Here is a 23,522-nt window from a genome sequence, read left to right on the forward strand (position 1 = left end):
TCCGGTCACCCGCCCATACCTACGCGAACGGGGCACTCGGCAACGCGCCGGGTGCCCCTTTCATGCGTAAAGTACCGATCACCAGATTTGTCCCTGCGGTCGCCCTGTAACGTATGTGATCGCGCAAGAAGTGCGACAAGAACACAAGGTGTGCCGGGAAGTCTGGTCGGCGACTGCTTCAGCGATCCGTCGTTGCCGTACCGACCCCGGAGGAACCGTGGCCGAGCCCAGGAAGAACCACCCGAAGGCCCTCGGCCGTCTGTCCCTGCCCGAGCGGACCTTCGTGGCGAACGCCCTGCGGACCGAGACGGTCGGCGGCGTCCTGCTCCTCATCGCCGCAGTCACCGCCCTGGTCTGGGCGAACACTCCGCTCAGCGAGACCTACGACTCCGTACGCGACTTCCACATCGGCCCCTCGGCGCTCGGCCTCGACCTGTCCATCCAGCACTGGGCGGCCGACGGCCTGCTCGCCATCTTCTTCTTCGTGGCCGGAATCGAGCTCAAGCGCGAGCTGGTCGCCGGCGATCTGCGGGATCCCAAGGCCGCGGCCCTGCCCGTGGTCGCCGCCCTGTCGGGCATGGTGGCGCCCGCGCTCGTCTACGTCCTGACCAACGTCACCGGCGACGGCTCGCTGAAGGGCTGGGCGGTGCCGACCGCCACCGACATCGCCTTCGCGCTCGCCGTACTCGCCGTGATCGGCACCTCGCTGCCGTCCGCGCTGCGCGCCTTCCTGCTGACGCTCGCCGTGGTCGACGACCTCTTCGCGATCCTGATCATCGCGGTCTTCTTCACCGACAAGCTGAACTTCGCGGCCCTCGGCGGTGCCGTGGCGGGCCTGGTCGTCTTCTGGCTGCTGCTCCGCAAGGGCGTACGCGGCTGGTACATCTACATCCCGCTCGCCCTGGTGATCTGGGGCCTGATGTACAACAGCGGCGTGCACGCCACCATCGCCGGTGTCGCCATCGGCCTGATGCTGCGCTGCAGCCGCAAGGACGGCGAAGAGGTCTCCCCCGGCGAGCACATCGAGCACACCGTGCGGCCCCTGTCCGCGGGACTCGCCGTTCCGCTGTTCGCCCTGTTCTCCGCCGGTGTCTCGGTCTCCGGCGGCGCGCTCGGGGACGTGTTCACCCGGCCCGAGACGCTCGGAGTGGTGCTCGGCCTGGTGCTCGGCAAGGCCTTCGGCATCTTCGGCGGCACATGGCTCACGGTCCGCTTCACCAAGGCCGAACTGAGCGAGGACCTGTCCTGGCCCGATGTCTTCGCGGTCTCCGCCCTCGCCGGCATCGGATTCACCGTCTCGCTGCTCATCGGCGAACTCGCCTTCAAGGGCGACACCCTGATGACCGACGAGATCAAGGCCGCCGTCCTGACCGGCTCCCTGATCGCCGCGCTGCTCGCGACGGTGCTCCTGAAGATCCGCAACGCCAAGTACCGGCGGATGTGCGAGGAGGAGGACCGCGACGAGGACTCCGACGGCATCCCGGACATCTACGAACAGGACAACCCCGACTACCACCTTCGGATGGCCGCGATCCACGAGGAGAAGGCCGCCGAACACCGCCGTCTCGCCTCGCTCAGCGCCCTGGAAAGCGAACACCGGGCCCCCGCGGGAAGCGGTGACGGCGTCAGTCCGGCATGATCTGACATTGCCGCAACTGAACAGAGCATGCCGCAGTCGAGCAGAGCACGACTGGACAGTGCACCGACGCCATGCCAGATCCGAGAAGCTTCTGACGAGGGAGACCGCGATGAGCGCAGCCGACGACGGCGACCGCAGCCTGGGACAGCTGGTCGCCTCGGCGACCGCGGAGATGTCCGCACTGGTCCATGACGAGATCGCGCTGGCGAAGGCGCAACTGCGCAAGGACGTGACGCGGGGCTTGACCGGCAGCGGCCTGTTCATCGTGGCCGCCGCCGTGCTGGTCTTCTCACTGCCGATGCTGAGCTTCATGCTCGCCTACGCGATCAACAGCTGGACCGGCGGGTTCAACGGGAACGGCGGCTGGAACCTGGCCTGGTGCTTCCTGCTCTCCTTCACGGCGAACGTGCTGCTCGCGGGGGTGCTCTGCTTCCTCGGCGTGCTCTTCTTCAAGAAGGCCAAGAAGAGCCAGGGCCCGCAGAAGGTCGCCGCCTCCGCCAAGGAGACCGCCGCCGTCGTGGGCAACGTCAAGCCGCATCCGCGCCCCGTCACCTCGCTGAGCAAGGGCGAACTGACCCAGGCCGTCGAGGACGCCCGGCCTGTGGCACGCTCGGCTTCATGACGGACCCCGCGACTGACTCCCCGGCCGCCGCGCCCGGCCCGGCCCACCCGGCGGCGCAGGCCTCCGCGGCCACTCCAGGCTCCTCGGTGGTACGCCTCGACGGGCCCTGGACACACCGGGACGTCGCCGCGAACGGGGCTCGTTTCCACATCGCCGAGATGGGCGAGGGCCCACTGGTGCTGCTCCTGCACGGCTTTCCGCAGTACTGGTGGGCCTGGCGCCACCAGCTGCCCGCGCTCGCCGAGGCGGGTTTCCGCGCGGTCGCGATGGACCTGCGCGGCGTGGGCGGCAGCGACCGCACCCCCCGCGGTTACGACCCGGCCAACCTCGCGCTCGACATCACGGGCGTCGTACGGTCCCTCGGTGAGCCGGATGCCGCGCTCGTCGGGCACGGGCTCGGCGGCTATCTCGCGTGGACCGCGGCCGTGATGCGGCCCAAGCTGGTGCGCCGGCTCGCGGTCTCCTCGATGCCGCATCCGCGGCGCTGGCGTTCGGCGATGCTCGGTGACCTGCGGCAGACCAGGGCCGGTTCGTACGTCTGGGGCTTCCAGCGGCCGTGGATCCCCGAGCGGCAGCTGGTCGCCGATGACGGTGCGCTGGTCGGCGAGCTGATCCGGGACTGGTCGGGGCCGCGGCTGCCCGATGACGAGGCGGTGGACACGTACCGCGCTGCGATGTGCATCCCGTCGACGGCACACTGCTCGATCGAGCCGTACCGCTGGATGGTGCGCTCGCTGGTGCGGCCCGACGGCTTCCAGTTCAACCGGCGGATGAAGCGGCCGGTGCGGGTGCCCACGCTGCATCTGCACGGCTCGCTCGACCCGGTGATGCGCACGCGCAGTGCGGCGGGCTCGGGCGAGTACGTCGAGGCGCCCTACCGGTGGCGGCTGTTCGACGGGCTCGGGCACTTTCCGCACGAGGAGGACCCTGCGGCGTTCTCGAAGGAACTCGTCGACTGGCTGAAGGACCCCGAGCCGGACCGCTGACGGCCTCGCCGCGCGAACAGCTGTGCCTCGAACGGCCTTTGCCCCGCGCATAGGCCGATTGAGTGCCGCCCGGGTGGTTACCGACCATGCGGCACGGGCAGACGTCGGGGTATGGGCTGGACGCACGACTACAGTGACGCAGCACGCAACCGACGCTCAGCCTCGGGGCCGGGTCCGCATCAGCGCGGCGGCCTCCGGGGCCAGGGACACAGGCCTTCCGGTGCGGCGATCGGGATCCCCCGTATCCTGCGCCGCCGCGCCCGCTGGGTATCGGCCCGGCTCAGGCATACGAGCAGAGCCTGACTCCGCAGCTCACCACCACCCCGGCACGGCGCACACCACCGGACCGCGCACGCCCCCGGACCGCACCCGCCACCGGCGCACACACCGGCACGGCGCGCACACCGGCACGGCGGACACCGCTACAGCGCGCACTCCCGCGTGTCGACCTCCTGGTTCGCCGTGCGGCCGCGGCTGATGTCCTCGCGGATCTCGTCCACCGTGAGTGCGTAGCCGGTGTCGGGGCTGTCCAGGGACTTCGCGAAGATCACGCCGTACACCTTGCCGTCCGGGGTGAGCAGCGGTCCGCCGGAGTTCCCCTGGCGGACGTTGGCGTACAGCGAGTAGACATCGCGGCGCACCGTGGCGCTGCCGTAGATGTCGGGTCCGCTGGCGTTGATCCGGGCGCGGACGCGGGCCGAGCGGACGTCGTAGGGGCCGTTCTCCGGGAAGCCGGCCACGATCGCGCCGTCGCCCGTGCGCGCCTCGCGGTCGCTGAACTTCAGCGGCCGGGCGTTCAGGTTCGGCACGTCGAGTACGGCGATGTCGCGCTTCCAGTCGTAGAGCACGACCGTGGCCTCGTACTTCTTGCCCTCCCCGCCTATCTGGACGGTGGGCTCGTCGACGCCGCCGACCACATGGGCGTTGGTCATCACGCGGCGGTCGGCGAAGACGAAGCCGCTGCCTTCGAGGACCTTGCTGCACCCGGTCGCCGTGCCGAGCACCTTCACGATGGAGCCCTTGGCGCGCCCGGGGACGGCGCTGTGGGCCAGTCCGGGGTCGGGCGGGCGGACCTCGGTGATCGGCTCGTTGGCGAAGGGGCTGAAGACCTGTGGGAAGCCGTTGTTCGCGAGTACGGAGCGGAAGTTGGTGAACCAGGTGTCGGCCTGGCCCGGCAGGGCGCGGTCGATCCCGTTGAGCAGCTTGGAGTTGCGTACCTCCTTGCCGAGCGCCGCCATCGGGGTGCCCGCGAGGAGCGAGCCGATCAGCCAGGAGACCAGGAGCAGCGCGAGCACGTTGACCAGGGCGCCGCCCGTGGCGTCCAGGAATCTCGCCGGTGACCAGGTGATGTGGCGGCGCAGCTTGTTGCCCAGGTGGGTGGTGAGGGCCTGGCCGACGGAGGCGCAGACGATGACCACCGCGATCCAGACGAACACGGCGGTGGTGCCGGCCTGCTCCTCGGTGAAGAGCTTCCAGATCACGGGCAGCAGATAGATCGCGGCGAGCCCGCCGCCCAGGAAGCCGAGCACCGAGAGGATGCCGACGACGAAGCCCTGCCGGTAGCCCACGATCGCGAACCAGACCGCGGCGAGAATCAGCAGGATGTCGAGCACGTTCACCTGATCACGCCTCGCCTCGCGTCACAGTCGCCACTCCTCGGTGGTCGGGAGGGCTGATCCCTGCGGCCGGAATCCCGGCCGGGTCCCTGTCGGATCCGGATCAGCCGTGGAACTTCGGGTGCCAAGCCTGTCATGCGCGCCAGTCGAGAGGGACCCGCCGGTCGCGGTCCCACGGTCTCTCCCAACCCGCGTAGTGCAGGATCCGGTCGATCAGGCCGGCCGTGAAACCCCAGACCAGGGCCTCGCCGACGAGGAACGCGGGCCCTTCGTGGCCACGCGGGTGCACCGCCGTCACGCGGTGTTCGGCGTCCGTGAGATGTGCCACCGGCACCGTGAACACCCGCGCCGTCTCCGCCGGATCCACCACACCGACCGGGGTCGGCTCGCGCCACCAGGCGAGGACGGGCGTGACGACGAAACCGCTCACCGGGATGTACAGCTTCGGCAGCACCCCGAAGATCTGGACGCCCGCGGGGTCGAGCCCGGTCTCCTCCTCGGCCTCCCTGAGCGCGGCCCTGAGCGGGCCCTCGCCCGCCGGATCGCCGTCCTCCGGGTCGAGCGCGCCGCCCGGGAACGAGGGCTGTCCGGCGTGCGAGCGCAGCGAACCGGCCCGCTCCATGAGCAGCAGCTCGGGCCCCCGCTCGCCCTCGCCGAACAGGATCAGGACCGCCGACTGCCGGCCCGCGCCGCTCTCGGGCGGCAGGAACCGGCTGAGCTGCTTCGGCTCGATCGTCCGGACCGCCTCGGCCACCGGCTCAAGCCACCCGGGCAGCCCTGCGCCGGTGACGGACACATCGGCGCCGTACATCCCGCTGCCCGTATGCGCCCCGCTGCTTGCGTGCGTCATGCCTCACCCCCGTACGAAGGCCTCAACGCACCACCCGCACCCGATCGTTCCCCAGGGGGTGTCCGGCACCCCCTGGTCACGCGGCCCCCAGCGGCGGCGCGGGCGTGCCCGGGTAGTCCGGCGGGGGCTTGAGGCGCTGGCCCGGCAGGCCGCCCTTCTCGTACTTGAGGAGCTTCTCCGCCTTGACCGGATCGGTCTCCCCCGCCCCGTACGAGGGGCAGAGCGACGCGATCGGGCAGGCGCCGCAGGCGGGCTTGCGGGCGTGGCAGATGCGGCGGCCGTGGAAGATGATCCGGTGCGAGAGCATCGTCCAGTCCTTCTTCGGGAAGATCTCGCAGATCAGCGCCTCGATCTTCTCCGGGTCCTCCTCGTCGGTCCACTTCCAGCGGCGCACGAGCCGGCCGAAGTGGGTGTCGACGGTGATGCCGGGGACGCCGAAGGCATTGCCGAGCACCACATTGGCCGTCTTGCGGCCGACTCCCGGCAGCTTGACGAGGTCTTCGAGGCGGCCGGGGACCTCGCCGCCGTGCTCGTCGCGCAGGGCGCGGGCCAGGCCCATGATCGACTTGGTCTTCGCGCGGAAGAAGCCGGTGGGGCGGATCAGCTCCTCGACCTCCTCCGGGTCGGCCGCGGCCAGGTCCTCGGGGGTCGGGTACTTGGCGAAGAGCGCGGGCGTCGTCTGGTTGACCCTCAGGTCCGTGGTCTGCGCGGACAGGACGGTGGCGACCAGGAGCTCGTAGGGGTTGGTGAAGTCGAGTTCGGGGTGGGCGTACGGGTAGACCTCGGCGAGCGCCCGGTTGATCCGCCGCGCCTGGCGGACCAGGCCGGTCCGGGTCTGCGGCGGCTTGGCCTTCCTGATCACCGGAGGGCCCGCGGCACCCGGCTCCTTGTCACTGTTCGCCATGCCACGAGAGTACGGGGAGGGGGTGACAGCGGGCGGGTGGTTGAGGGCGTTGACCCGAGATCCGCCATTTGCCCCATTTGCGGCTTTCGTGGATGCCCGAGCCTCCCGTTCGCGCTACGTTCGCCCACAGCTGAATCGGCGGGAGCGGCTCCGGTCCGTACACTCGTGCCCACCGCTCTCACCGGCCTGTTGGACCTCCGGCCCGGGTCATCCGCTCCGCGCGGGCGATGGCCGAATCCCACCCGTCCACGCCCGATTGGACCCCCGGTCGCACTGGACACCCCTTCAGTACGGCAAACTTGTTGTGACTGATCACACTGTTTGCTACGTCCGGCAAGATGGGCACCCAGGATGGGCACCACAGCTCATGGGCATCACAGCTCATCGAGCCGGTCGACATAGGAGAGAACTCGTGGACGACGTTCTGCGGCGCGCCCCGCTCTTCGCGGCGCTGGATGACGAGCAGGCGGCGGAGCTGCGCGCCTCCATGAGTGAGGTGACGCTCGCACGCGGGGACGCCCTGTTCCACGAGGGCGACCCGGGTGACCGCCTGTACGTGGTCACCGAGGGCAAGGTGAAGCTGCACCGCACCTCCCCCGACGGCCGCGAGAACATGCTCGCCGTCCTCGGCCCCGGGGAGCTCATCGGTGAGCTCTCGCTGTTCGACCCGGGCCCCCGTACGGCGACCGCCTCCGCGCTGACCGAGGTCAAGCTGCTCGGGCTCGGCCACGGCGACCTGCAGCCCTGGCTGAACGTGCGGCCCGAGGTGGCCTCCGCGCTGCTGCGCGCGGTGGCGCGGCGGCTGCGCAAGACCAACGACCAGATGTCCGACCTGGTCTTCTCCGATGTGCCCGGGCGTGTGGCCCGTGCGCTCCTCGACCTGTCGCGCCGTTTCGGCGTCCAGTCCGAGGAAGGCATCCACGTCGTGCACGACCTCACGCAGGAGGAGCTGGCCCAGCTGGTCGGTGCCTCGCGTGAGACGGTCAACAAGGCGCTGGCCGATTTCGCCGGGCGTGGGTGGCTGCGGCTCGAGGCGCGCGCGGTGATTCTGCTCGACGTGGAGCGGCTGGCGAAGCGCTCGCGCTGAGGTTTCCTGGTCCTCCCTGAGGTTTCCTGGTCCTCCTTGAGGTTTCCTGGTCCTCCCTGAGGTTCCCTGGTTCTACGTGGACGGGGTCGGCCCTTGCTGGGCGGGCCCCGTTTGGCGTTGGTCGGCCAGCCGAAGCCCAGATGCCGAAGCTCAGATCAGGCCGTGCTCGCGCAAATACTCGAGCTGGGCCCGGACCGAGAGTTCCGCGGCGGGCCACAGGGAGCGGTCCACGTCCGCGTAGACCGAGGCGACGACCTCCGAGGGCGTCGCCTGGCCGGATTCCACCGCGGTCTCGACCTGGGCCAGACGGTGGGCGCGGTGGGCGAGGTAGAACTCGACCGCGCCCTGGGCGTCCTCCAGGACCGGGCCATGGCCCGGGAGGACCGTGTGCACGCCGTCATCGACCGTGAGGGAGCGCAGGCGGCGCAGGGAGTCCAGATAGTCGCCGAGCCGCCCGTCGGGGTGGGCTACGACCGTGGTGCCGCGGCCGAGGATCGTGTCGCCGGTCAGGACCGCCTGGTCGGCGGGGAGGTGGAAGCAGAGGGAGTCGGCCGTGTGGCCTGGGGTGGGGACCACCCTGAGCTCCAGGCCGCCCACGTCGACGACCTGCCCGGCCGCCAGGCCCTCGTCGCCAAGACGCAGCGCCGGGTCCAGGGCCCGTACCTGCGTGCCGGTCAGTTCGGCGAAGCGGGCCGCGCCCTCCGCGTGGTCCGGGTGCCCGTGGGTGAGCAGCGTCAGCGCGATGCGCTTGCCCGCCTGCTCGGCCGTGTCGACGACCTGCCGCAGATGCGCCTCGTCCAGCGGCCCCGGGTCCACCACGACCGCGAGCGGGGAGTCCGGCTCGGCGAGGATCCAGGTGTTCGTGCCGTCCAGCGTCATCGCGTTCGCGTTCGGCGCGAGGACGTTCACGGCGCGGGCGGTCGCCGGGCCGGAGAGCACCCCGCCGCGGGGCTGGCCGGGCAGGGCGGATGCGTTGGTCATGCGGTGGGGCCGTTCTGGTGGGTCCGGTGCTGCGGGTGCGGCGGGTGCGGCGGGTGCGGCTGTTCGGGCTCCGGCTCGGGTGTCGAGCCGTTCCGGGACGCCGAGTCCGGCGCGGGTGTCTCGTCCGGCTCAGGTGTCTCCAGCGTGATGTGCTTGGTGAATTCGTCGTGTCCCGGCCAGGAGAGGACCAACTCGCCGTTCTCCAGGCGCGCCTGGGCAAGCACCGGGGTCAGGTCACGTTCCGCCGAGGAGGCGAGCGCCCCGGCCGCGCTCGCGTACGGCTCCAGCTGGCGCAGCGTGGTGATCGTGGGCGGCATCATCGTCAGCTCGCCGCGGTCGTAGCCGCCCGCGGCCTGTGAGGGCCGGATCCACACCGTACGGTCCGCCTCCGTGGAGGCGTTGCGCGTACGCTGCCCCGCCGGCAGCGCGGCCACGAAGAACCACGTGTCGTAGCGCCGCTTCTCGAACTCCGGGGTGATCCAGCGCGCCCACACGCCGAGCAGATCGGAGCGCAGGACGAGCCCGCGACGGGCCAGGAACTCCGCGAAGGACAGCTCCCGCTCCACCAGGGCGACCCGGTCCGCCTCCCAGTCGTCGCCCGTCGTGTCGCCGACGACGGAGTCCGCGGTCGGCCCGGCGAGCAGCACGCCCGCCTCCTCGTACGTCTCACGCACGGCCGCGCAGACGATCGCCTGCGCCTCGCTCTCGCCGACCCCGAGGCGCTTCGCCCAGACGGCGAGCGAGGGGCCCGCCCAGTCGACGTGCCGGTCGTCGTCGCGCGGGTCGACGGAACCGCCGGGGTAGGCGTACGCGCCACCGGCGAACGCCATCGAGGTACGGCGGCGCAGCATGTACACATCCGTGCCCTGCGCGCCGTCGCGCAGCAGCAGCACGGTCGCGGCCCGGCGCGGGACCGCGGGCGTCAGCTCACCGTTCGCGAGCGCCCGGATCCGCTCGGGCCATTCGGGCGGGTACCACTGGCCATTGGACATGCGCGGAGGCTATCTGCTCCCGCCGGGATGTTCGAGAGGCGACCGAATCCGGTACGGCGGACAGCTCACCGGATACGGCGAGGTCCCGGCCACTGATGGCCGGGACCTGAAGGTGAGTGTCGGAGTGCGGGGGTGGGGGATGCGGTGGGGGTGCAGTGTTTCGCTGGACAGTCCCCGCCCTCCCTGGGGGCCGAAGCCCTTGTCCAGGCTACCGCCGCCCACTGACAACGCCGGGCAACCCACTGACAACGCCAGACAGGAAGCCCTCAGTGCCAGGCAGGAGGCCCTCAGCACCAGGCAGGAGGCCCTCAGCCTTCCTCGAGCTCCACCACGACCTCGACCTCGACGGGCGCGTCGAGCGGCAGCACCGCCACCCCCACCGCGCTGCGCGCGTGAACGCCCTTCTCGCCGAAGACCTCGCCGAGGAACTCGCTGGCGCCGTTGAGCACCGCGGGCTGGCCCGTGAAGTCCGTCGCGGAGGCGACGAAACCGGTGACCTTGACGATCCGCGCCACACGGTCGAGGTCCCCGGCGGCCGACTTAACCGCGGCGAGCGCGTTCAGCGCGCAGGTGCGGGCCAGGTCCTTGGCCTCCTCGGGCGTCACCTCGGCGCCGACCTTGCCGGTCGTGGGCAGCTCGCCCTCCACCATCGGGAGCTGGCCCGCGGTGTACACGTACGCGCCGGTACGCACGGCCGGCTGGTAGGCCGCGAGCGGCGCCACGACGCCGGGCAGCTTCAGGCCGAGCTCGGCGATCCGGGCCTCGACGGCCCCGCTCATGCCTGCTTCTCCCGCTTCATGTACGCCACGAGCTGCTCGGGGTTGTTGGGCCCGGGCACGACCTGGACGAGCTCCCAGCCGTCCTCGCCCCAGGTGTCAAGGATCTGCTTGGTCGCGTGCACGAGAAGCGGCACCGTCGCGTATTCGAACTTGGTGGTCATGGGCCGAGCGTAATGGACCCCGGGGCCTGTGTCGGAAGCGGCGTCCTGGGGCGGACGCCACTTCCGACACGGCCCAGAGGAATCAGCGGAGGCCGCTTCCGGCACGGGCCCCGAGGAATCAACCGCCGCCGACTGGTTACGCTCGAAGGCGTGAGCAGGCTTCAGGTCGTCAGCGGCAAGGGCGGGACCGGTAAGACCACGGTCGCCGCCGCCCTCGCACTCGCCCTCGCCACCGAGGGCAAGCGCACCCTTCTCGTCGAGGTCGAGGGCCGCCAGGGCATCGCCCAGCTCTTCGAGACCGAGGCGCTGCCCTACGAGGAGCGCAAGATCGCGGTCGCTCCGGGCGGCGGCGAGGTCCATGCCCTCGCGATCGACGCCGAGCTCGCGCTGCTCGACTATCTGCAGATGTTCTACCGGCTCGGCGGCGCGGGCCGCGCGCTGCGCAAGCTCGGCGCCGTCGACTTCGCGACGACGATCGCGCCGGGCGTACGGGATGTCCTGCTGACCGGCAAGGCCTGCGAGGCGGTGCGACGCAAGGACAAGCGGGGACGGTTCACGTACGACTACGTGGTGATGGACGCGCCGCCCACCGGCCGGATCACCCGCTTCCTCAACGTGAACGACGAGGTGGCCGGGCTCGCGAAGATCGGGCCGATACACAATCAGGCGCAGGCGGTCATGCGGGTCCTCAAGTCCGCCGAGACCTCGGTGCACCTGGTGACGCTCCTGGAGGAGATGCCCGTCCAGGAGACCCTCGACGGGATCGCCGAGCTGCGCGCGGCCGGGCTTCCGGTGGGCCGGATCCTGGTGAACATGGTGCGGCCGGTACTGCTCGACGGCCCGGTGCCCGGGGACGTACGGCGTACGCAGATCGCGCGCGAGCTCTCGCGGGCCGGGCTCGGCGGGGCGCGCAAGGGCGGGCTCGCCGAGCAGCTGGTCGATCCGCTGCTCGAACAGGCCGCCGAGTACGCGGAGCGGATCGCGCTCGAGGAGGAGCAGCGCGCCGAACTCGCCGGCGCCGCGCTTCCCGTACAGGAGCTGGAGTTCCTGAGCGAGGGCGTCGACCTGGCCGGTCTGTACCGCCTCGCCGCCGCGCTCCGCGAGCAGGGAGTCGGAGGCGCATGATGCCGGAACGGAGCGGCATGACGCCGGAACGGAGCGGCATGACGCCGGAACGGAGCGGCATGACGCCGCAGCAGAGCGGCATGACGCCGGGACGGAGCAGCATGACTCTGGACGGAGCCGTATGACGCTGGATGTTCCCCCCGCGCTCGCCGTGGATCCGCTGCTCGACGATCCGGGGACCCGGATCATCGTGTGCTGCGGCGCGGGCGGCGTGGGCAAGACCACGACCGCGGCGGCGCTCGGGCTGCGCGCGGCGGAGCGCGGCCGCAAGGTGGTCGTCCTGACCATCGACCCGGCGCGGCGCCTGGCCCAGTCGATGGGCATCGACTCGCTCGACAACACGCCGCGGCGGGTCAAGGGCGTCGAAGGCGATCGAGGAGGGGCATCGCCCGGCGATCCGGATCAGGGCGGTGGCGGGCGACGGGCGGGCGAACTGCACGCCATGATGCTGGACATGAAGCGCACCTTCGACGAGATCGTCGAGGCGCACGCCGATGCCGAGCGGGCCCGCGCGATTCTGGAGAACCCCTTCTACCAGTCGCTCTCTGCCGGTTTCGCCGGCACGCAGGAGTACATGGCGATGGAGAAGCTGGGGCAGCTGCGGGCGCGTGACGAGTGGGATCTGATCGTCGTCGACACGCCGCCTTCGCGTTCGGCGCTCGACTTCCTGGACGCCCCGAGCCGGCTCGGCTCCTTCCTGGACGGCAAGTTCATCCGGGTGCTGATGGCGCCCGCGAAGGTCGGCGGGCGGGCCGGGATGAAGTTCCTGAACGTCGGCATGTCGATGATGACGGGCACACTCGGCAAGCTGCTCGGCGGCGCGTTCCTCAAGGACGTACAGACCTTCGTGGCCGCCATGGACACGATGTTCGGCGGGTTCCGTACGCGGGCGGATGCCACCTACAAGCTGCTGCAGGCGCCGGGGACGGCCTTCCTGGTGGTGGCCGCGCCCGAGCGGGACGCGCTGCGCGAGGCCGCGTACTTCGTGGAGCGGCTCGCCGCGGACCGGATGCCGCTCGCCGGGCTCGTACTCAACCGGGTGCACGGCAGCGGCGCCGCACGGCTCTCGGCCGAGCGGGCACTCGCCGCGGCGGAGACGCTCACGGCGCCGGAAACACTCTCGGCCCCGGAGACGCTCACGGCGCCGGACGGTGGCGTACAGGATCAGGATGGTGGCGTACAGGATCAGGAGCCGGCGGAGCGCCCGGATGACGAACGGCCCATAGAAAATCATGAAGCGGACCGCATTGTGGATCAGGAGGGCGGGAAGGAAACGGTTCGTACCTCTCCCGGCCCCCCGGCATCCTCCCCGGACCCCGGAGACACCAGCCTGCCCGCCCAACTCACCGCGGGACTCCTGCGGTTGCACGCCGAACGGATGCGGCTGCTCGCGCGCGAGCAGCGCATGCGCGACCGCTTCACCGCGCTGCACCCGGAGGTCCCGGTGGCCGAGGTGACCGCGCTGCCGGGCGATGTCCACGACCTCGCGGGGCTGCGGGACATCGGCCGGCGGCTCGCGTCCGATGACCGGCCGGACGGAGCTTCGCCTGAGCGGGACGGAGCTTCCGCCTGAGCGGGGCCCGTGCCGGACGCCCGCTAACCCACCGCCGCGAAGCTCTCGTACGCCTCGCTGTCCTCCGCGTCCACACCCACGGGCAACAGGCCCGTGCCACGCTCGTATTCGCTGCGGGCCGTCTCGAGCAGTCGGCGCCAGGACGTGACCGTGGGCCGTCGGCGCAACAGCGCGCGCCGCTCCCGCTCGGTCATTCCGCCCCACACGCCGAACTCGACGCGGTTGTCCAGGGCGTCCGCAAGGCACTCCGTGCGCACCGGACATCCGGTGCACACCGCCTTGGCCCTGTTCTGTGCCGCACCTTGTACGAACAGTTCATCCGGATCAGTAGTGCGGCAGGCTGCCTGCGCACTCCAGTCAACTACCCAGCCCATACCGGCGCCGTCCTCTCCCGAATCGAGGCTCCCCCACGGCGGCAGCGGCATATTCACCGCCGCCAGTTGAGGACGTTACGGAAGGTGGGCACAGCGCAACACCCCCTTCGGGCCCAATCCTGAATGGCCCGAACGGACTATGCGTAAGCGGCAGATCACCCGACGGAGTGAGCTGCGGACATGCGTGAGCAACCCGACAGAACGGGGCAGTTCAGCTGAGTCACAACGGGCGCCGAATGACGCATGGGGCGGAAACGGACAGCTCTCCGGCTGCTTTCGGGGGTGACGGAACCTTGAAGTGGAACCGCCTCGTCGTGACAGTTGTGAGCAGCTTAGGCCAACGCCTGCGCGCCTGTCCGGCGAATGGGAAGCTTGGCCCCCCGCACCCTGCCGTGACACACCTCACAGGCGACACGGGTGCGTATCGACGTTCCCACGGGGGTGCGCTCCCTCGGCACGCATAGGTGTACGGATTAGGCTGCCCCTCATGGGTAAGAAGCTCTCCGGCGGTGGACTGTCGCCGACGCAGCAGGTCGCGAAGTTCCTCGGAGTCAGCGTGCTCGCGGGCGCGGTCATGGCGGGAATCGCCATGCCGGCGGCGGGGGTCCTCGGCCTGGCCGCCAAGGGCTCGGTCGAGGAGTTCGACGAGATCCCGGCCAATCTCAAACAGCCGCCGCTGATGCAGCGCACCACGATCACCGACGCGAACGACAAGCCGATCGCCACGGTCTTCGCCCGCGACCGCACCCTGGTGCCGCTCAAGGACATCTCGCCGTACATGCAGAAGGCGATCGTCGCGATCGAGGACTCTCGCTTCTACGAACACGGCGCGGTCGACCTCAAGGGCATCCTGCGCGCGGTGAACGAGAACGCCCGCTCGGGCGGCGTCTCGCAGGGCGCCTCGACCCTCACCCAGCAGTACGTGAAGAACGTCTTCGTCGAACAGGCGATGAACGACGCGGAGAAGTTCCGCGAGGCCACCGAGCAGACCATCGGCCGCAAGATCCGCGAGCTGAAGTTCGCGATCCAGCTCGAGAAGGAACTCGGCAAGAAGAAGATCCTGGAGAACTACCTCAACATCACGTTCTTCGGACAGCAGGCCTACGGCATCGAGGCCGCCTCGCACCGCTACTTCTCCAAGTCCGCCAAGGACCTGAACCTGCCGCAGGCCGCGATGCTCGCGGGCATCGTGCAGTCGCCGAGCCGCTACGACCCCATCAACGACGAGCAGGAGGCCAAGAAGCGCCGCAACGTCGTACTGCAGCGGATGGTCGCCACCGGCGACATCTCGCAGGAGGAGGCGGACGAGGCCCAGGCGAGCGAGCTCGGCCTCAAGGTCTCCCAGCCGAAGAACGGCTGCATCACCTCGACGATGGGCGCGGCCTTCTTCTGCGACTACGTCGAACAGGTCTTCCTCGACAGCCCGGCCTTCGGCGACACCCGCGAGGAGCGGGTCGAGAAGTGGAAGCGCGGCGGCATGCGGATCAGGACGACACTCGATCCGAAGGCCCAGAAGTCGGTGCAGGCCTCGCTGAAGAACCACGTCTACCAGAAGGACGACGTGGCCTCGGCCATCACACTCGTGGAGCCGGGCACCGGCAGGATCCTCGCGATGGGACAGTCACGTCCGTACGGCGGCAACGCCAAGAAGAACGAGACGGTCATCAACTACTCGGTCGACAAGCGGATGGGCGACAGCCAGGGCTTCCCGTCCGGTTCGACCTTCAAGCCGTTCGTGGCGGCCGCCGCCATCGAGCAGGGCCTTCCGCTGAACCAGACCTACGCGGCACCGTACGAGATGCCGTATCCGAGCCCGATCCAGGGCTGCGAGACCACCTACAAGAATATCAACGACGAGAAGATCCCGAACGAGAACAGCTCCGAGGTGGGTCCGTACTCGCTGAAGGAGGCGATGAAGCTCTCGGTCAACACCTACTTCATCGAGATGCTCGCCGAGATCGGCATGTGTCCCGTCGTAGACATGACCAAGAAGCTGCATGTCACCCAGGGCAGCGGAGAGCCGATCTCCGAGCAGCCGTCACCGCTGACCCTCGGCACCGACTCCGTCTCCCCGCTGACCATGGCGAGCGCGTACGCGACCTTCGCCAACCGCGGCACCTACTGCTCGCCCATCGCCATCGAGTCGATCACCGACGCCGAAGGCAAGGCGCTGGAGGTGCCCAAGTCGACCTGCGAGCAGGCGATGTCGGTGGAGACGGCCGATGCGATCAACACACTCCTGAGCGACGTGATCGACTCCGGTACGGGACAGTCGGCGGGCCTGACCGGCCGCCACAACGCGGGCAAGACCGGTACGACGGACGGACGCCGCAACGCCTGGTTCGTCGGCTACACGCCGAACCTGTCCGGAGCGGTCTGGGTCGGCTCCCCGACGCAGAGCGTCAAGATGGAGAACATCTGGATCGGCGGCGTCTACCGCCAGAAGGTGTTCGGTGGCCAGGTTCCCGGTCCCATCTGGCGCGACGCCATGAACGGCGCCCTGGCCGAGAAGGAAGCCGCGCGCTTCAACCTGATCCACATCCCGGACCCTCCCAAGAAGGACAAGGACAAGGACGAGGACGGAGACTGGGACGACGACAAGCCCGGCCGTCCCGGCGGCGGGCACAACGGCGGCACGGACGGCGGCGGTGACGGCGGCGGTGACGGCGGAGACAACCCCTACCCCGACTTCACGCTCCCGCCGGACGTCCTCGGCGGAGGCGGTGGCAACGGCGGCTGGCCCGACCCGCGCTGACCCGCGCGCCCCCGGTACGTAGATGAGGGCGCCCCCTGGAACCTCGGTTTCCAGGGGGCGCCCTCGCTGTACGGGTCGGCCCGGCCGGACCGTACGGGTCGGCTGTACGGCGTGGCCAGGCCGGCCGACGCCGGCTAGCCGACCAGCGCCTGCTAGCCGGCCAACGCCTGCTTGACCGCGGCGGCCACACGGCCGCCCTCGGCCTGGCCGGCCACCTTCGGGTTGACGATCTTCATGACCTGCCCCATGGCCCGCGGCCCCTCGGCACCCGCAGCCTTCGCCTCCTCGACAGCCTGGGCGACGATCTGCCCGAGCTCGTCATCGCTCAGCTGCTTCGGCAGATACGCGGCTAGCACCTCGCCCTCCGCCTTCTCGCGCTCGGCCGACTCGGCGCGCCCGCCCTGCGCGAAGGCCTCCGCGGCCTCGCGGCGCTTCTTCGCCTCGCGGGTGATCACCTTCTGCACCTCGTCGTCGGAGAGCTCGCGCTTCTCCTTGCCCGCGACCTCTTCCTTGGTGATCGCGGCGAGCGTCATCCGGAGGGTGGCGGAGCGCAGCTCGTCGCGCGCCTTGATGGCGGCGTTGAGGTCGTCCTGCAGCTTGGTCTTGAGCGTGGTCATGGCATCAGTGTCGCAGGTGCGGCGGGTGCGCCGCCCGCGCATTTCCCTCCCGCACGAAGCGGGGGTCGCGGGGCCAGACGGAGGCGAGGCGGGAACGGGGGCAGGGGGCGAGCCGGAGGGAATCCGGAGGGCAACGCGGCGCAAACAACCGGACTGTGACCCTCCGCATCCGTCTGCGACGATGGGCACCATGCGCGCGCGATACGGAGTACCCCTGGGCATCACCGCGGCAGCCGCCGCGGGTCTCGTCTACGCGGCCGGAATCGAGGTGCGCTCTTTCCGGCTGCGGCGAGTGACCGTGCCCGTCCTGCCCGCCGGCATGCGGCCGCTGCGCGTCCTGCAGGTCTCCGACATCCACATGGTCAGCGGCCAGCACAAGAAGCGCCGCTGGCTGCAGTCGCTCGCGGGCCTGCGCCCCGACTTCGTCATCAACAGCGGCGACAACCTCTCCGACACGGAGGCCGTCCCCGAAGTCCTCGACGCGCTCGGCCCGTTGATGGACTTCCCCGGCGCGTACGTCTTCGGCTCGAACGACTACTACGGCCCGAAGTTCCGCAACCCCGGCCGCTACCTCATCGAAAAGGTCCAGGGCAAGCACGGCCTCAACGGCCAGGGCCCCGCCGTCGGCGTCCCGCACAACCCCTGGGAGGAGCTGCGCGACGGCTTCGACGCGGCGGGCTGGCTCGGCCTGAGCAACTCCCGCGGCACCCTCAAGATCGACGGCTACGAGATCGCCTTCACCGGCCTCGACGACCCGCACATCCTCCGCGACCGCTACGCACGCGTGGCGGGCGGCCGGGACACGGGGGCCGACTTCTCCATCGGCCTCGTCCACGCCCCGTACCTCCGCTCGCTCGATGCGTTCACGGCGGACGGCTATCCGCTGATCCTCGCCGGACACACCCACGGCGGCCAGCTCTGCATCCCCTTCTACGGAGCGCTCGTCACCAACTGCGACCTGGACACGGACCGCGTCAAGGGCCTCTCCACGCACACCGCGGGCGAGCACACCTCGTACCTCCACGTATCAGCAGGCTGCGGCGCCAACCGCTACACCCCGGTCCGCTTCGCCTGTCCACCGGAGGCGACGCTGCTGACGCTGGTGGAACGGGAGCGCTGAGCACGCTGCGGACGCGCGCGGCACTGTCTACGGTGACCCCATGACGACGGAGCCGCACTCGGCTCCCACCCCGCCCCGGCCGGACGAACCCGCACCCGGACGGCGGGCACCCCAGCCCGCGCCACAGCCCGGACCCCACCCCGGGCCATCCGCGCGGCGCCCCCTCGCCGCAGCCTTCCGCGCCCTGATCTCCCTGGCCGCCCTCACGGGCATCGCCATCAATCTCCTCCTGAGCGACAGCACCCTGCGCGTCCTCAGCTACTTCACGATCCAGACCAACATCCTCGTCGCCGTCGTCTTCGCCCTCGCCGCCCGGCGCGCCTGGAAGGGCGACCCCCCACTCCCCGCCTGGGCGACCACCGGCACGGTCCTCTACATCTCCATCACCGGACTCGTCTACCACGCGATCCTGGCGAACGCCTCCTCCGGCTTCTCCATGACGGACGAGACCGCCGCCGGCCTGACCGGCTGGCGCGAGGCAGCCAACCAGCTCCTCCACACGGCCACCCCACTGGCCGCCGTCGCCGACTGGCTCCTCCTGACCCGCCCGGGCGGCCTCCGCCCCCGCCACGCCGCCCTCTGGCTCCTCTACCCGCTGGCCTACCTGGCCTTCTGCCTGCTCCGCGGCGCGCTCATGCCCCCGGGCTCCGAGGCCCGCTACCCGTACCCCTTCGTGGACGTCGACCAGCACGGCTACCCGGCCGCCCTGCGCAACGCCGTCATCCTCGGCCTCAGCTTCTACGCCCTTGCCCTGACCTTCCTCACCCTGGACCGCATCCGCCCCGCCCCACACCCCCACCGAAACCGGATTTCGTCTACGGGCGCGGGTCCGCTAAAGTAATCGATGTCGCCGCGACCTGCAGCAGTGCAGAGCACGGAGCACGACATCGGGGTGTAGCGCAGCTTGGCAGCGCGCTTCGTTCGGGACGAAGAGGTCGTGGGTTCAAATCCCGCCACCCCGACAGCTGAAACACCAGGTCAGGGGCCTGATCCGCATCGCGGGTCGGGCCCCTGACTCGTTCCTGGAGATCGTTTGGGAGAAATCTGGGAGAAGATCTTGGTCTGCTTCTCCCAGCGGACGATCGCCCGGCGCGGGAGGCACGCCTCCTACGCGTCCGCTCGTACCTGCACGTTCGCGAACTCCAGTCGCCTACTCGACCCGAGGACAGCCTGTGGACTACGGCTTCGGCAGCGCCAACGACGCCGACAACAGCGCCTCCGAGCAAGCGGGGCGCCCGTGCGCAGTCTGCGGCACGGTGATGGAGTATTGGCGCCCGCGCAGCCAGAAGTACTGCTCCGATCCTTGTCGCACCTCGGCCGCCAAGAGGCAGCGGGTCGAACGCCCAAAGGACGCGCCGAAGGTGCGACGCCCGAAGCAGACGCTCACGCCGGGGACACCTCCGGTGCCCGACCTCGCCAGGACCCGCAAGGTTCCTGGTGATCCTTACTGGAACCCGATCCTGGCGGCTGCGGAACGCGCCACGGGCGGCGAACCTTGCCGGATCTGCGGCGAGGCCGTGCCAAAGAGCGCGCACTGGGAGCACCGTGATCGGCACGTCTGCTCGGGTCGGTGCAATACCACTCTCAAACGGCGCACGAAGGCGCGGATCGAGAAGGGTGAAATCGACCTGGCCGCCATCCCGGATCGGGGTGACCGGTCCTCCGCCGATGCCGACCAGCGCGCTCGGTTCGGGGCGGCACGGAAACCGCAGGTCTTCGGTACCAGGACGGCCGGCGACGACTTCCCCTATGAGTTCTACGGGTTGAGCCCCATCGAGGGCGATGTCATCGAGCGGCACTGCTCCATCACGACGTACGCCACCGCCACCTCCCTGGGTGCCGTCGATCTCGTCGCCCTGGTGCGCGCCAACTCCGAACCCGACGCCGAACCCATGGTCGCGATCCACCAGCAGACCGGCGCACTCCTCGCGTACACGGACCGGGTCCTCTGGTGGACCAAGGTGCCCGGCCAGGAGCACCCCATGGTCCAGCAGACGTCGTTCGAGGGGGACGACGGGCAGTGGTGGCACTGGCAGAACGAAATCTTCCGCGACGTGGACGAGGACGGGAAGACCTACGACTGGGAAGCCTGGGTCTGCGTCGCCGAGCCGACGCCCACTCTCTGGACCCCGGCACACATCGCACGCTCCGAAAAGCAGCGGCGCTCCACTCGGGCGCGCAACAGCTACCAGGCCCGCATGCGCGGCTATGGCACTCTCAACGCAGGTGCTGATCAAGTGGACCCGTTCGACATCTACGAACGCGACCAATGGGTCTGTCAGTTGTGTCAGCGCCCGATGAACCCTGCCGTCGAGTGGCCCGACCTGTGGTCCTCCACCCTTGACCACGTCAAGCCTGTTGCTGAGGGTGGGGCGCACACGGCCGAGAATCTGCAGGCAGCCCATTGGATCTGCAACATCCGCAAGGGAGACACCTGGGGGCCTGGCGAAACCCAACGCTCTTAGAGGGGGCTTCGCTCGGCGTGACGCTGTCGCCGCACTGCGTCCCGCCCTCAGCAGTTCATCGCACGACGGACAGATGCGATCGGTTGGCCTTGCCAGCGTGACCTCGGCCGTCACCCTCCTGCGAAGTGACGACCAGCCCGAAAACGAGATCATTAAGGTCGGCAGGCTGGAGGTGCAGCTCACGGGCAATATCCGTAAGTCGCGTTCCTTCGCTCCGCAGGGCCGTGAACACCTTGCCCAAGACCTGCGATGTTTCACGGACTACGCCGCTGCGGGGCTCTGACTTGCGATAGCCGAGGCGGCTGAGTTCCACGCAGTGAGTTCGGTACTGCCACTCGGTGGTCAGACCCAGTTCGTGCAGCCGGTGAGCGAGGGCCATGGCGGCGACCTTCCAGCGGTGCTTGGCCTGGAGGATCCAGGTGGTGCTCGCACCGTGCGGGGCATGCGCGAGCACATCTGCTCGCGGCATGAGAAGCGCAGCTGCGAACCGGTGAGCCTCGGCCTCAGCCTGCGGACCGTGTGGCATTTGCTCTTCGCCGTGGAGGACGAGGTGCCCCAGTTCGTGGGCCGCGTCGAAACGCCCCCGTTCGGCGGTCTTCTCAGTGCTTAGCAGCACGAACGGAATCCCACGGTCCCAGAAGGAGAACGCATCAACCTCGGGACAGTCGCGGGAAAGCGAGAAGACGCGCACTCCGTGCGCCTCCAGGAGGTGCACGGAGTTGAGGATCGGCGCGTTACCGAGGCCCCAGCGGGCCCGCACCAGCATGGCGGCTTCCTCTGCAGCAACGTTTGCGCCCGCCGCTTCGCCTGGATGAGGAATCTGCTCCTCGCCGGGTCCGAGGCGGCTGAAGGACGTGAGCGAGGGGATATCGGCGGCGGGCAGACGAAAGTGTCCACCGATCCAGTCTTGCAGCACCCGCGCCAGCCGCCCCGAACTGAGGGCGATGTCCCGCTGAGAGGCAGTCATCTTGCTCAAGGCGCGGAAGCTCACCGAGTCCACCGTCAGCTCGGCGACCTCCTCGGCGCTGAAGAAGGAGTGCGGGAACTCCAAGGACGCTGCGATGGATGCCAAGGACTGCGGACTGGGGGTTGCCCGTCCGTTCTCGAAATCGGACAGCCTGCGTGGGGTCAGACCGGCCATTTGGGCAAGGCGGGTAACGGTCAGCCCCCGACGCTTGCGCGCCAGGATCAACCGAGATGCGGTGGTCATGGGAGGAACCAAGTGTTGTGGTCGTGCTGGATGGTCAGGACAGGCGCTCGATCGGGATGTCGATACCACCCTGGCCGTCGTCGACATCGTCGACGAACGGAGTAAAGCCTTCGAAGTCGATCCAGGGAAGGATGATCCGCTCGTACCAGCTGCTGATCTTGCCACGGCTGCCCGGCTCGTTCGGAAACGAGAGCTCGGCGTGAAGCCGTGTCCCGTGGTCGGTCCTTACGTGGTGATAGAGCAAGAACCAGGTGGGGATCCCGTCACCGACGTCCTGTCGCTCGGCCTCCGGATCGCGCTCGCCGAAGAGCAGCAGTTGCCGGTTGGTCTCCACCCTCTTCATCACCGCGTTTCCCTTCGCGTAACGCGTGGAGGGCGTCAGAGCTGCGTACCCGGTCTCCGCACTGCCGCTGGAGGCTGTGATCGCGAAGTCACCGGACGGTGCAACGACGAGCGGAACATTGCTGGGGCTCGCGCTGGCCCATCCCTTCGGGACGTAGGTCTCCCGCAGGAAGCGGACCGTGCGGCCCCAGAAAATGTTGCCGGGCAGCGAGACCGGGTCCAGTGGTGTGCAGAAGCTGCGCTCCGCTTCAGCTCGGCGCAGAGCGTTCTCGATCTCCTCGGCGGACAGCCCCAGCTCAGCGAGCCGATCACGAACCCGAGGGTTTTCCACGTGCACGACAGACATGCCCAGCCTCTCGACTCACCAGCTCGACTTCCGGAAATCCTCCCTCATATGAGGGAGGAAATCAAGAAACAAGGCTGGTCAACCTTCCGACCGCAGGCCGTCGCCGTGCGAACAAGCAAGTCCTCGGCCGGCCCCGGCCGTGAACGAGTCACCCAGCAGGTTGCCCGTGCACGCAACAACCTGGCGCCTGTCTGACCCGGCCCCTCGGGAGTCATCCCGCTCCCCGAAACCCCCGCGAGCCCATCTCAACCCGCCCCACCAAACCGGCCGTCTCCCGAGGTCTGACAGTTCAGGTGACGCGACCGTCATGAGGCATTAGGAAGCCCTTTGGCGACTGGCTGATCATCATCTCGCGGTCCCTCATCGGAGGTAGGTCAACTCCGTCCAGAGGGTTGTCATGAGGGTGGTGGAACAGTTCCCTGCGCGCATTGTCCGCGAGGCGCTGATTCAGCTCCTTGGCCAGCTTGGTGTGGGTTCGCACGAAGAAGTCATCATGTCCCGGCGATGCCATGATGATGGCTGCCCGCCGATCGTCCGCACGCACCAGCGTCACCGGGTGATCTGGGATAAGTAGCGTGCGACGCTCGAACTTGATCAGGCCCCATGAGCGTGCCATGAACACCTCGTAGGCCGTCATCATGGACTGGCCCATCGACGCCATGTGGTCGTTGACCGACATCTCGGCGTAGTAGGCGTCGAAGTCCGTCAGCTCGTCCCACAGTGCATCGACCTGCTCGTCCGAGACAGGCTCCGTGGAGGTCTCTTCGAGACGCCTGCGGATCTCAAGTGAAATTGATGCTCCTACGCTGGCTCCTCGATCCGGTCACCAGCTTGCTGGCGGTACGGCTTCGTGCCCGGAACCGCGAACGTATGTCGTACGAGGCGGCCTGGAGACTGGCCCGCGTCACTCGGCACCCCGACGAGATGGGGTATCGCCTGCACGGCCATCTCCCGGAGGACCCCACGGAGGTGACCGGG

Annotated in this window: 23 protein-coding genes and 1 tRNA gene; 12 read left to right on the forward strand and 12 right to left on the reverse strand. The window is 69.4% G+C overall.

The genetic code is table 11. The features are described 5' to 3' along the window. Positions 1-217: 217 nt before the first annotated feature. The 4 genes from nhaA to ACLF6P_RS04755 all read left to right on the forward strand — a co-directional run bounded on the left by nhaA (position 218) and on the right by ACLF6P_RS04755 (position 3,550). Entirely contained in the window at positions 218-1,639 is a 1,422-nt protein-coding gene (nhaA, locus tag ACLF6P_RS04740; protein ID WP_415948306.1) for a Na+/H+ antiporter NhaA, read from the forward strand. 109 nt (positions 1,640-1,748) lie between these two features. Further along, positions 1,749-2,261, forward strand: coding sequence for a phage holin family protein (locus ACLF6P_RS04745; protein WP_415948307.1), 513 nt, complete (start codon positions 1,749-1,751; stop codon positions 2,259-2,261). Beyond that, complete coding sequence (locus ACLF6P_RS04750) at positions 2,258-3,247, forward strand: alpha/beta fold hydrolase (RefSeq protein WP_415948309.1); 990 nt, start codon at positions 2,258-2,260, stop codon at positions 3,245-3,247. The genes ACLF6P_RS04745 and ACLF6P_RS04750 overlap by 4 nt, the downstream gene beginning before the upstream one ends. 111 nt (positions 3,248-3,358) lie before the next feature. After that, the gene (locus ACLF6P_RS04755) at positions 3,359-3,550 is read left to right on the forward strand and encodes a hypothetical protein (RefSeq protein ID WP_415948310.1); all 192 of its coding nucleotides are present in this window, start codon (positions 3,359-3,361) and stop codon (positions 3,548-3,550) included. 119 nt (positions 3,551-3,669) lie between these two features. On the opposite strand, the gene ACLF6P_RS04760 is transcribed toward ACLF6P_RS04755, so the two are convergent. From ACLF6P_RS04760 to nth, 3 genes are all read right to left on the reverse strand, one after another. Then, a complete protein-coding gene (locus ACLF6P_RS04760; RefSeq protein WP_415948311.1) occupies positions 3,670-4,866 on the reverse strand; it encodes a MarP family serine protease in 1,197 nt (398 codons plus the stop codon). Positions 4,867-4,996: 130 nt separating this feature from the next. Next, on the reverse strand, positions 4,997-5,674 hold the full coding sequence (locus ACLF6P_RS04765; RefSeq protein WP_415948415.1) for an NUDIX hydrolase: 678 nt from the start codon (positions 5,672-5,674) through the stop codon (positions 4,997-4,999). Positions 5,675-5,789: 115 nt separating this feature from the next. After that, positions 5,790-6,617 (reverse strand): endonuclease III, encoded by an 828-nt coding sequence (gene nth, locus ACLF6P_RS04770; RefSeq protein WP_415948312.1) that lies wholly within the window; start codon positions 6,615-6,617, stop codon positions 5,790-5,792. Positions 6,618-7,029: 412 nt separating this feature from the next. Between nth and ACLF6P_RS04775 the strand changes: the two genes are divergently transcribed. Continuing rightward, on the forward strand, positions 7,030-7,704 hold the full coding sequence (locus ACLF6P_RS04775; protein WP_415948313.1) for a Crp/Fnr family transcriptional regulator: 675 nt from the start codon (positions 7,030-7,032) through the stop codon (positions 7,702-7,704). A gap of 150 nt (positions 7,705-7,854) precedes the next feature. Here ACLF6P_RS04775 and ACLF6P_RS04780 read toward each other — a convergent pair whose 3' ends face one another. The 4 genes from ACLF6P_RS04780 to ACLF6P_RS04795 form a co-directional block, all read right to left on the reverse strand. Continuing rightward, entirely contained in the window at positions 7,855-8,685 is an 831-nt protein-coding gene (locus tag ACLF6P_RS04780; protein ID WP_415948314.1) for an MBL fold metallo-hydrolase, read from the reverse strand. After that, positions 8,682-9,677 (reverse strand): NUDIX hydrolase, encoded by a 996-nt coding sequence (locus ACLF6P_RS04785; RefSeq protein ID WP_415948316.1) that lies wholly within the window; start codon positions 9,675-9,677, stop codon positions 8,682-8,684. Before ACLF6P_RS04785 ends, ACLF6P_RS04780 begins: the two co-directional genes overlap by 4 nt. Positions 9,678-9,985: 308 nt before the next feature. After that, the gene (locus tag ACLF6P_RS04790) at positions 9,986-10,456 is read right to left on the reverse strand and encodes a RidA family protein (RefSeq protein WP_415948317.1); all 471 of its coding nucleotides are present in this window, start codon (positions 10,454-10,456) and stop codon (positions 9,986-9,988) included. Continuing rightward, positions 10,453-10,617, reverse strand: a complete 165-nt coding sequence (locus ACLF6P_RS04795) for a DUF4177 domain-containing protein (RefSeq protein ID WP_415948319.1) — start codon at positions 10,615-10,617, stop codon at positions 10,453-10,455. Before ACLF6P_RS04795 ends, ACLF6P_RS04790 begins: the two co-directional genes overlap by 4 nt. 150 nt (positions 10,618-10,767) lie before the next feature. Between ACLF6P_RS04795 and ACLF6P_RS04800 the strand changes: the two genes are divergently transcribed. Further along, entirely contained in the window at positions 10,768-11,742 is a 975-nt protein-coding gene (locus ACLF6P_RS04800; RefSeq protein WP_415948320.1) for an ArsA family ATPase, read from the forward strand. Positions 11,743-11,863: 121 nt separating this feature from the next. Further along, positions 11,864-13,315: an ArsA family ATPase gene (locus tag ACLF6P_RS04805; RefSeq protein WP_415948321.1), complete on the forward strand. Its 1,452-nt coding sequence runs from the start codon at positions 11,864-11,866 to the stop codon at positions 13,313-13,315. Between the two features lie 23 nt (positions 13,316-13,338). Here ACLF6P_RS04805 and ACLF6P_RS04810 read toward each other — a convergent pair whose 3' ends face one another. Next, entirely contained in the window at positions 13,339-13,689 is a 351-nt protein-coding gene (locus ACLF6P_RS04810; RefSeq protein WP_415948323.1) for a WhiB family transcriptional regulator, read from the reverse strand. A gap of 487 nt (positions 13,690-14,176) precedes the next feature. Between ACLF6P_RS04810 and ACLF6P_RS04815 the strand changes: the two genes are divergently transcribed. Next, positions 14,177-16,444, forward strand: coding sequence for a transglycosylase domain-containing protein (locus ACLF6P_RS04815; RefSeq protein WP_415948324.1), 2,268 nt, complete (start codon positions 14,177-14,179; stop codon positions 16,442-16,444). A gap of 152 nt (positions 16,445-16,596) precedes the next feature. Here the strand turns inward: ACLF6P_RS04815 and ACLF6P_RS04820 are convergent, their stop codons facing one another. Then, the gene (locus tag ACLF6P_RS04820; protein ID WP_415948325.1) at positions 16,597-17,061 is read right to left on the reverse strand and encodes a GatB/YqeY domain-containing protein; all 465 of its coding nucleotides are present in this window, start codon (positions 17,059-17,061) and stop codon (positions 16,597-16,599) included. A gap of 190 nt (positions 17,062-17,251) precedes the next feature. Between ACLF6P_RS04820 and ACLF6P_RS04825 the strand changes: the two genes are divergently transcribed. The 4 genes from ACLF6P_RS04825 to ACLF6P_RS04840 all read left to right on the forward strand — a co-directional run bounded on the left by ACLF6P_RS04825 (position 17,252) and on the right by ACLF6P_RS04840 (position 20,646). Further along, entirely contained in the window at positions 17,252-18,181 is a 930-nt protein-coding gene (locus ACLF6P_RS04825; RefSeq protein WP_415948326.1) for a metallophosphoesterase, read from the forward strand. A gap of 40 nt (positions 18,182-18,221) precedes the next feature. Then, the gene (locus tag ACLF6P_RS04830) at positions 18,222-19,022 is read left to right on the forward strand and encodes a Pr6Pr family membrane protein (RefSeq protein ID WP_415948327.1); all 801 of its coding nucleotides are present in this window, start codon (positions 18,222-18,224) and stop codon (positions 19,020-19,022) included. A gap of 47 nt (positions 19,023-19,069) precedes the next feature. After that, positions 19,070-19,143, forward strand: a tRNA-Pro gene (locus ACLF6P_RS04835). Positions 19,144-19,353: 210 nt separating this feature from the next. Continuing rightward, on the forward strand, positions 19,354-20,646 hold the full coding sequence (locus ACLF6P_RS04840) for an HNH endonuclease (protein ID WP_415948328.1): 1,293 nt from the start codon (positions 19,354-19,356) through the stop codon (positions 20,644-20,646). A gap of 55 nt (positions 20,647-20,701) precedes the next feature. Here ACLF6P_RS04840 and ACLF6P_RS04845 read toward each other — a convergent pair whose 3' ends face one another. The 3 genes from ACLF6P_RS04845 to ACLF6P_RS04855 form a co-directional block, all read right to left on the reverse strand. After that, the gene (locus ACLF6P_RS04845) at positions 20,702-21,856 is read right to left on the reverse strand and encodes a helix-turn-helix domain-containing protein (RefSeq protein WP_387596784.1); all 1,155 of its coding nucleotides are present in this window, start codon (positions 21,854-21,856) and stop codon (positions 20,702-20,704) included. Positions 21,857-21,890: 34 nt separating this feature from the next. Further along, complete coding sequence (locus tag ACLF6P_RS04850) at positions 21,891-22,544, reverse strand: hypothetical protein (protein ID WP_415948329.1); 654 nt, start codon at positions 22,542-22,544, stop codon at positions 21,891-21,893. Between the two features lie 289 nt (positions 22,545-22,833). Beyond that, positions 22,834-23,337: a DUF4238 domain-containing protein gene (locus ACLF6P_RS04855; RefSeq protein WP_415948417.1), complete on the reverse strand. Its 504-nt coding sequence runs from the start codon at positions 23,335-23,337 to the stop codon at positions 22,834-22,836. Between the last annotated feature and the right edge of the window lie 185 nt (positions 23,338-23,522).

The sequence above is a fragment of the Streptomyces lothianensis genome, from assembly GCF_047779955.1.
Classification (GTDB): domain Bacteria; phylum Actinomycetota; class Actinomycetes; order Streptomycetales; family Streptomycetaceae; genus Streptomyces.

What these genes read in the sequence shown, in the direction of transcription:
- ACLF6P_RS04745 (WP_415948307.1), top strand. Translation starts at nt 1,749, where the DNA reads ATGAGCGCAGCCGACGACGGCGACCGCAGCCTGGGACAGCTGGTCGCC.
- ACLF6P_RS04750 (WP_415948309.1), top strand. Translation starts at nt 2,258, where the DNA reads ATGACGGACCCCGCGACTGACTCCCCGGCCGCCGCGCCCGGCCCGGCC.
- ACLF6P_RS04755 (WP_415948310.1), top strand. Translation starts at nt 3,359, where the DNA reads ATGGGCTGGACGCACGACTACAGTGACGCAGCACGCAACCGACGCTCA.
- ACLF6P_RS04765 (WP_415948415.1), bottom strand. Translation starts at nt 5,674, where the DNA reads ATGTACGGCGCCGATGTGTCCGTCACCGGCGCAGGGCTGCCCGGGTGG.
- nth (WP_415948312.1), bottom strand. Translation starts at nt 6,617, where the DNA reads ATGGCGAACAGTGACAAGGAGCCGGGTGCCGCGGGCCCTCCGGTGATC.
- ACLF6P_RS04780 (WP_415948314.1), bottom strand. Translation starts at nt 8,685, where the DNA reads ATGACCAACGCATCCGCCCTGCCCGGCCAGCCCCGCGGCGGGGTGCTC.
- ACLF6P_RS04785 (WP_415948316.1), bottom strand. Translation starts at nt 9,677, where the DNA reads ATGTCCAATGGCCAGTGGTACCCGCCCGAATGGCCCGAGCGGATCCGG.
- ACLF6P_RS04790 (WP_415948317.1), bottom strand. Translation starts at nt 10,456, where the DNA reads ATGAGCGGGGCCGTCGAGGCCCGGATCGCCGAGCTCGGCCTGAAGCTG.
- ACLF6P_RS04795 (WP_415948319.1), bottom strand. Translation starts at nt 10,617, where the DNA reads ATGACCACCAAGTTCGAATACGCGACGGTGCCGCTTCTCGTGCACGCG.
- ACLF6P_RS04805 (WP_415948321.1), top strand. Translation starts at nt 11,864, where the DNA reads ATGACGCTGGATGTTCCCCCCGCGCTCGCCGTGGATCCGCTGCTCGAC.
- ACLF6P_RS04810 (WP_415948323.1), bottom strand. Translation starts at nt 13,689, where the DNA reads ATGGGCTGGGTAGTTGACTGGAGTGCGCAGGCAGCCTGCCGCACTACT.
- ACLF6P_RS04815 (WP_415948324.1), top strand. Translation starts at nt 14,177, where the DNA reads ATGGGTAAGAAGCTCTCCGGCGGTGGACTGTCGCCGACGCAGCAGGTC.
- ACLF6P_RS04820 (WP_415948325.1), bottom strand. Translation starts at nt 17,061, where the DNA reads ATGACCACGCTCAAGACCAAGCTGCAGGACGACCTCAACGCCGCCATC.
- ACLF6P_RS04825 (WP_415948326.1), top strand. Translation starts at nt 17,252, where the DNA reads ATGCGCGCGCGATACGGAGTACCCCTGGGCATCACCGCGGCAGCCGCC.
- ACLF6P_RS04830 (WP_415948327.1), top strand. Translation starts at nt 18,222, where the DNA reads ATGACGACGGAGCCGCACTCGGCTCCCACCCCGCCCCGGCCGGACGAA.
- ACLF6P_RS04845 (WP_387596784.1), bottom strand. Translation starts at nt 21,856, where the DNA reads ATGACCACCGCATCTCGGTTGATCCTGGCGCGCAAGCGTCGGGGGCTG.
- ACLF6P_RS04850 (WP_415948329.1), bottom strand. Translation starts at nt 22,544, where the DNA reads ATGTCTGTCGTGCACGTGGAAAACCCTCGGGTTCGTGATCGGCTCGCT.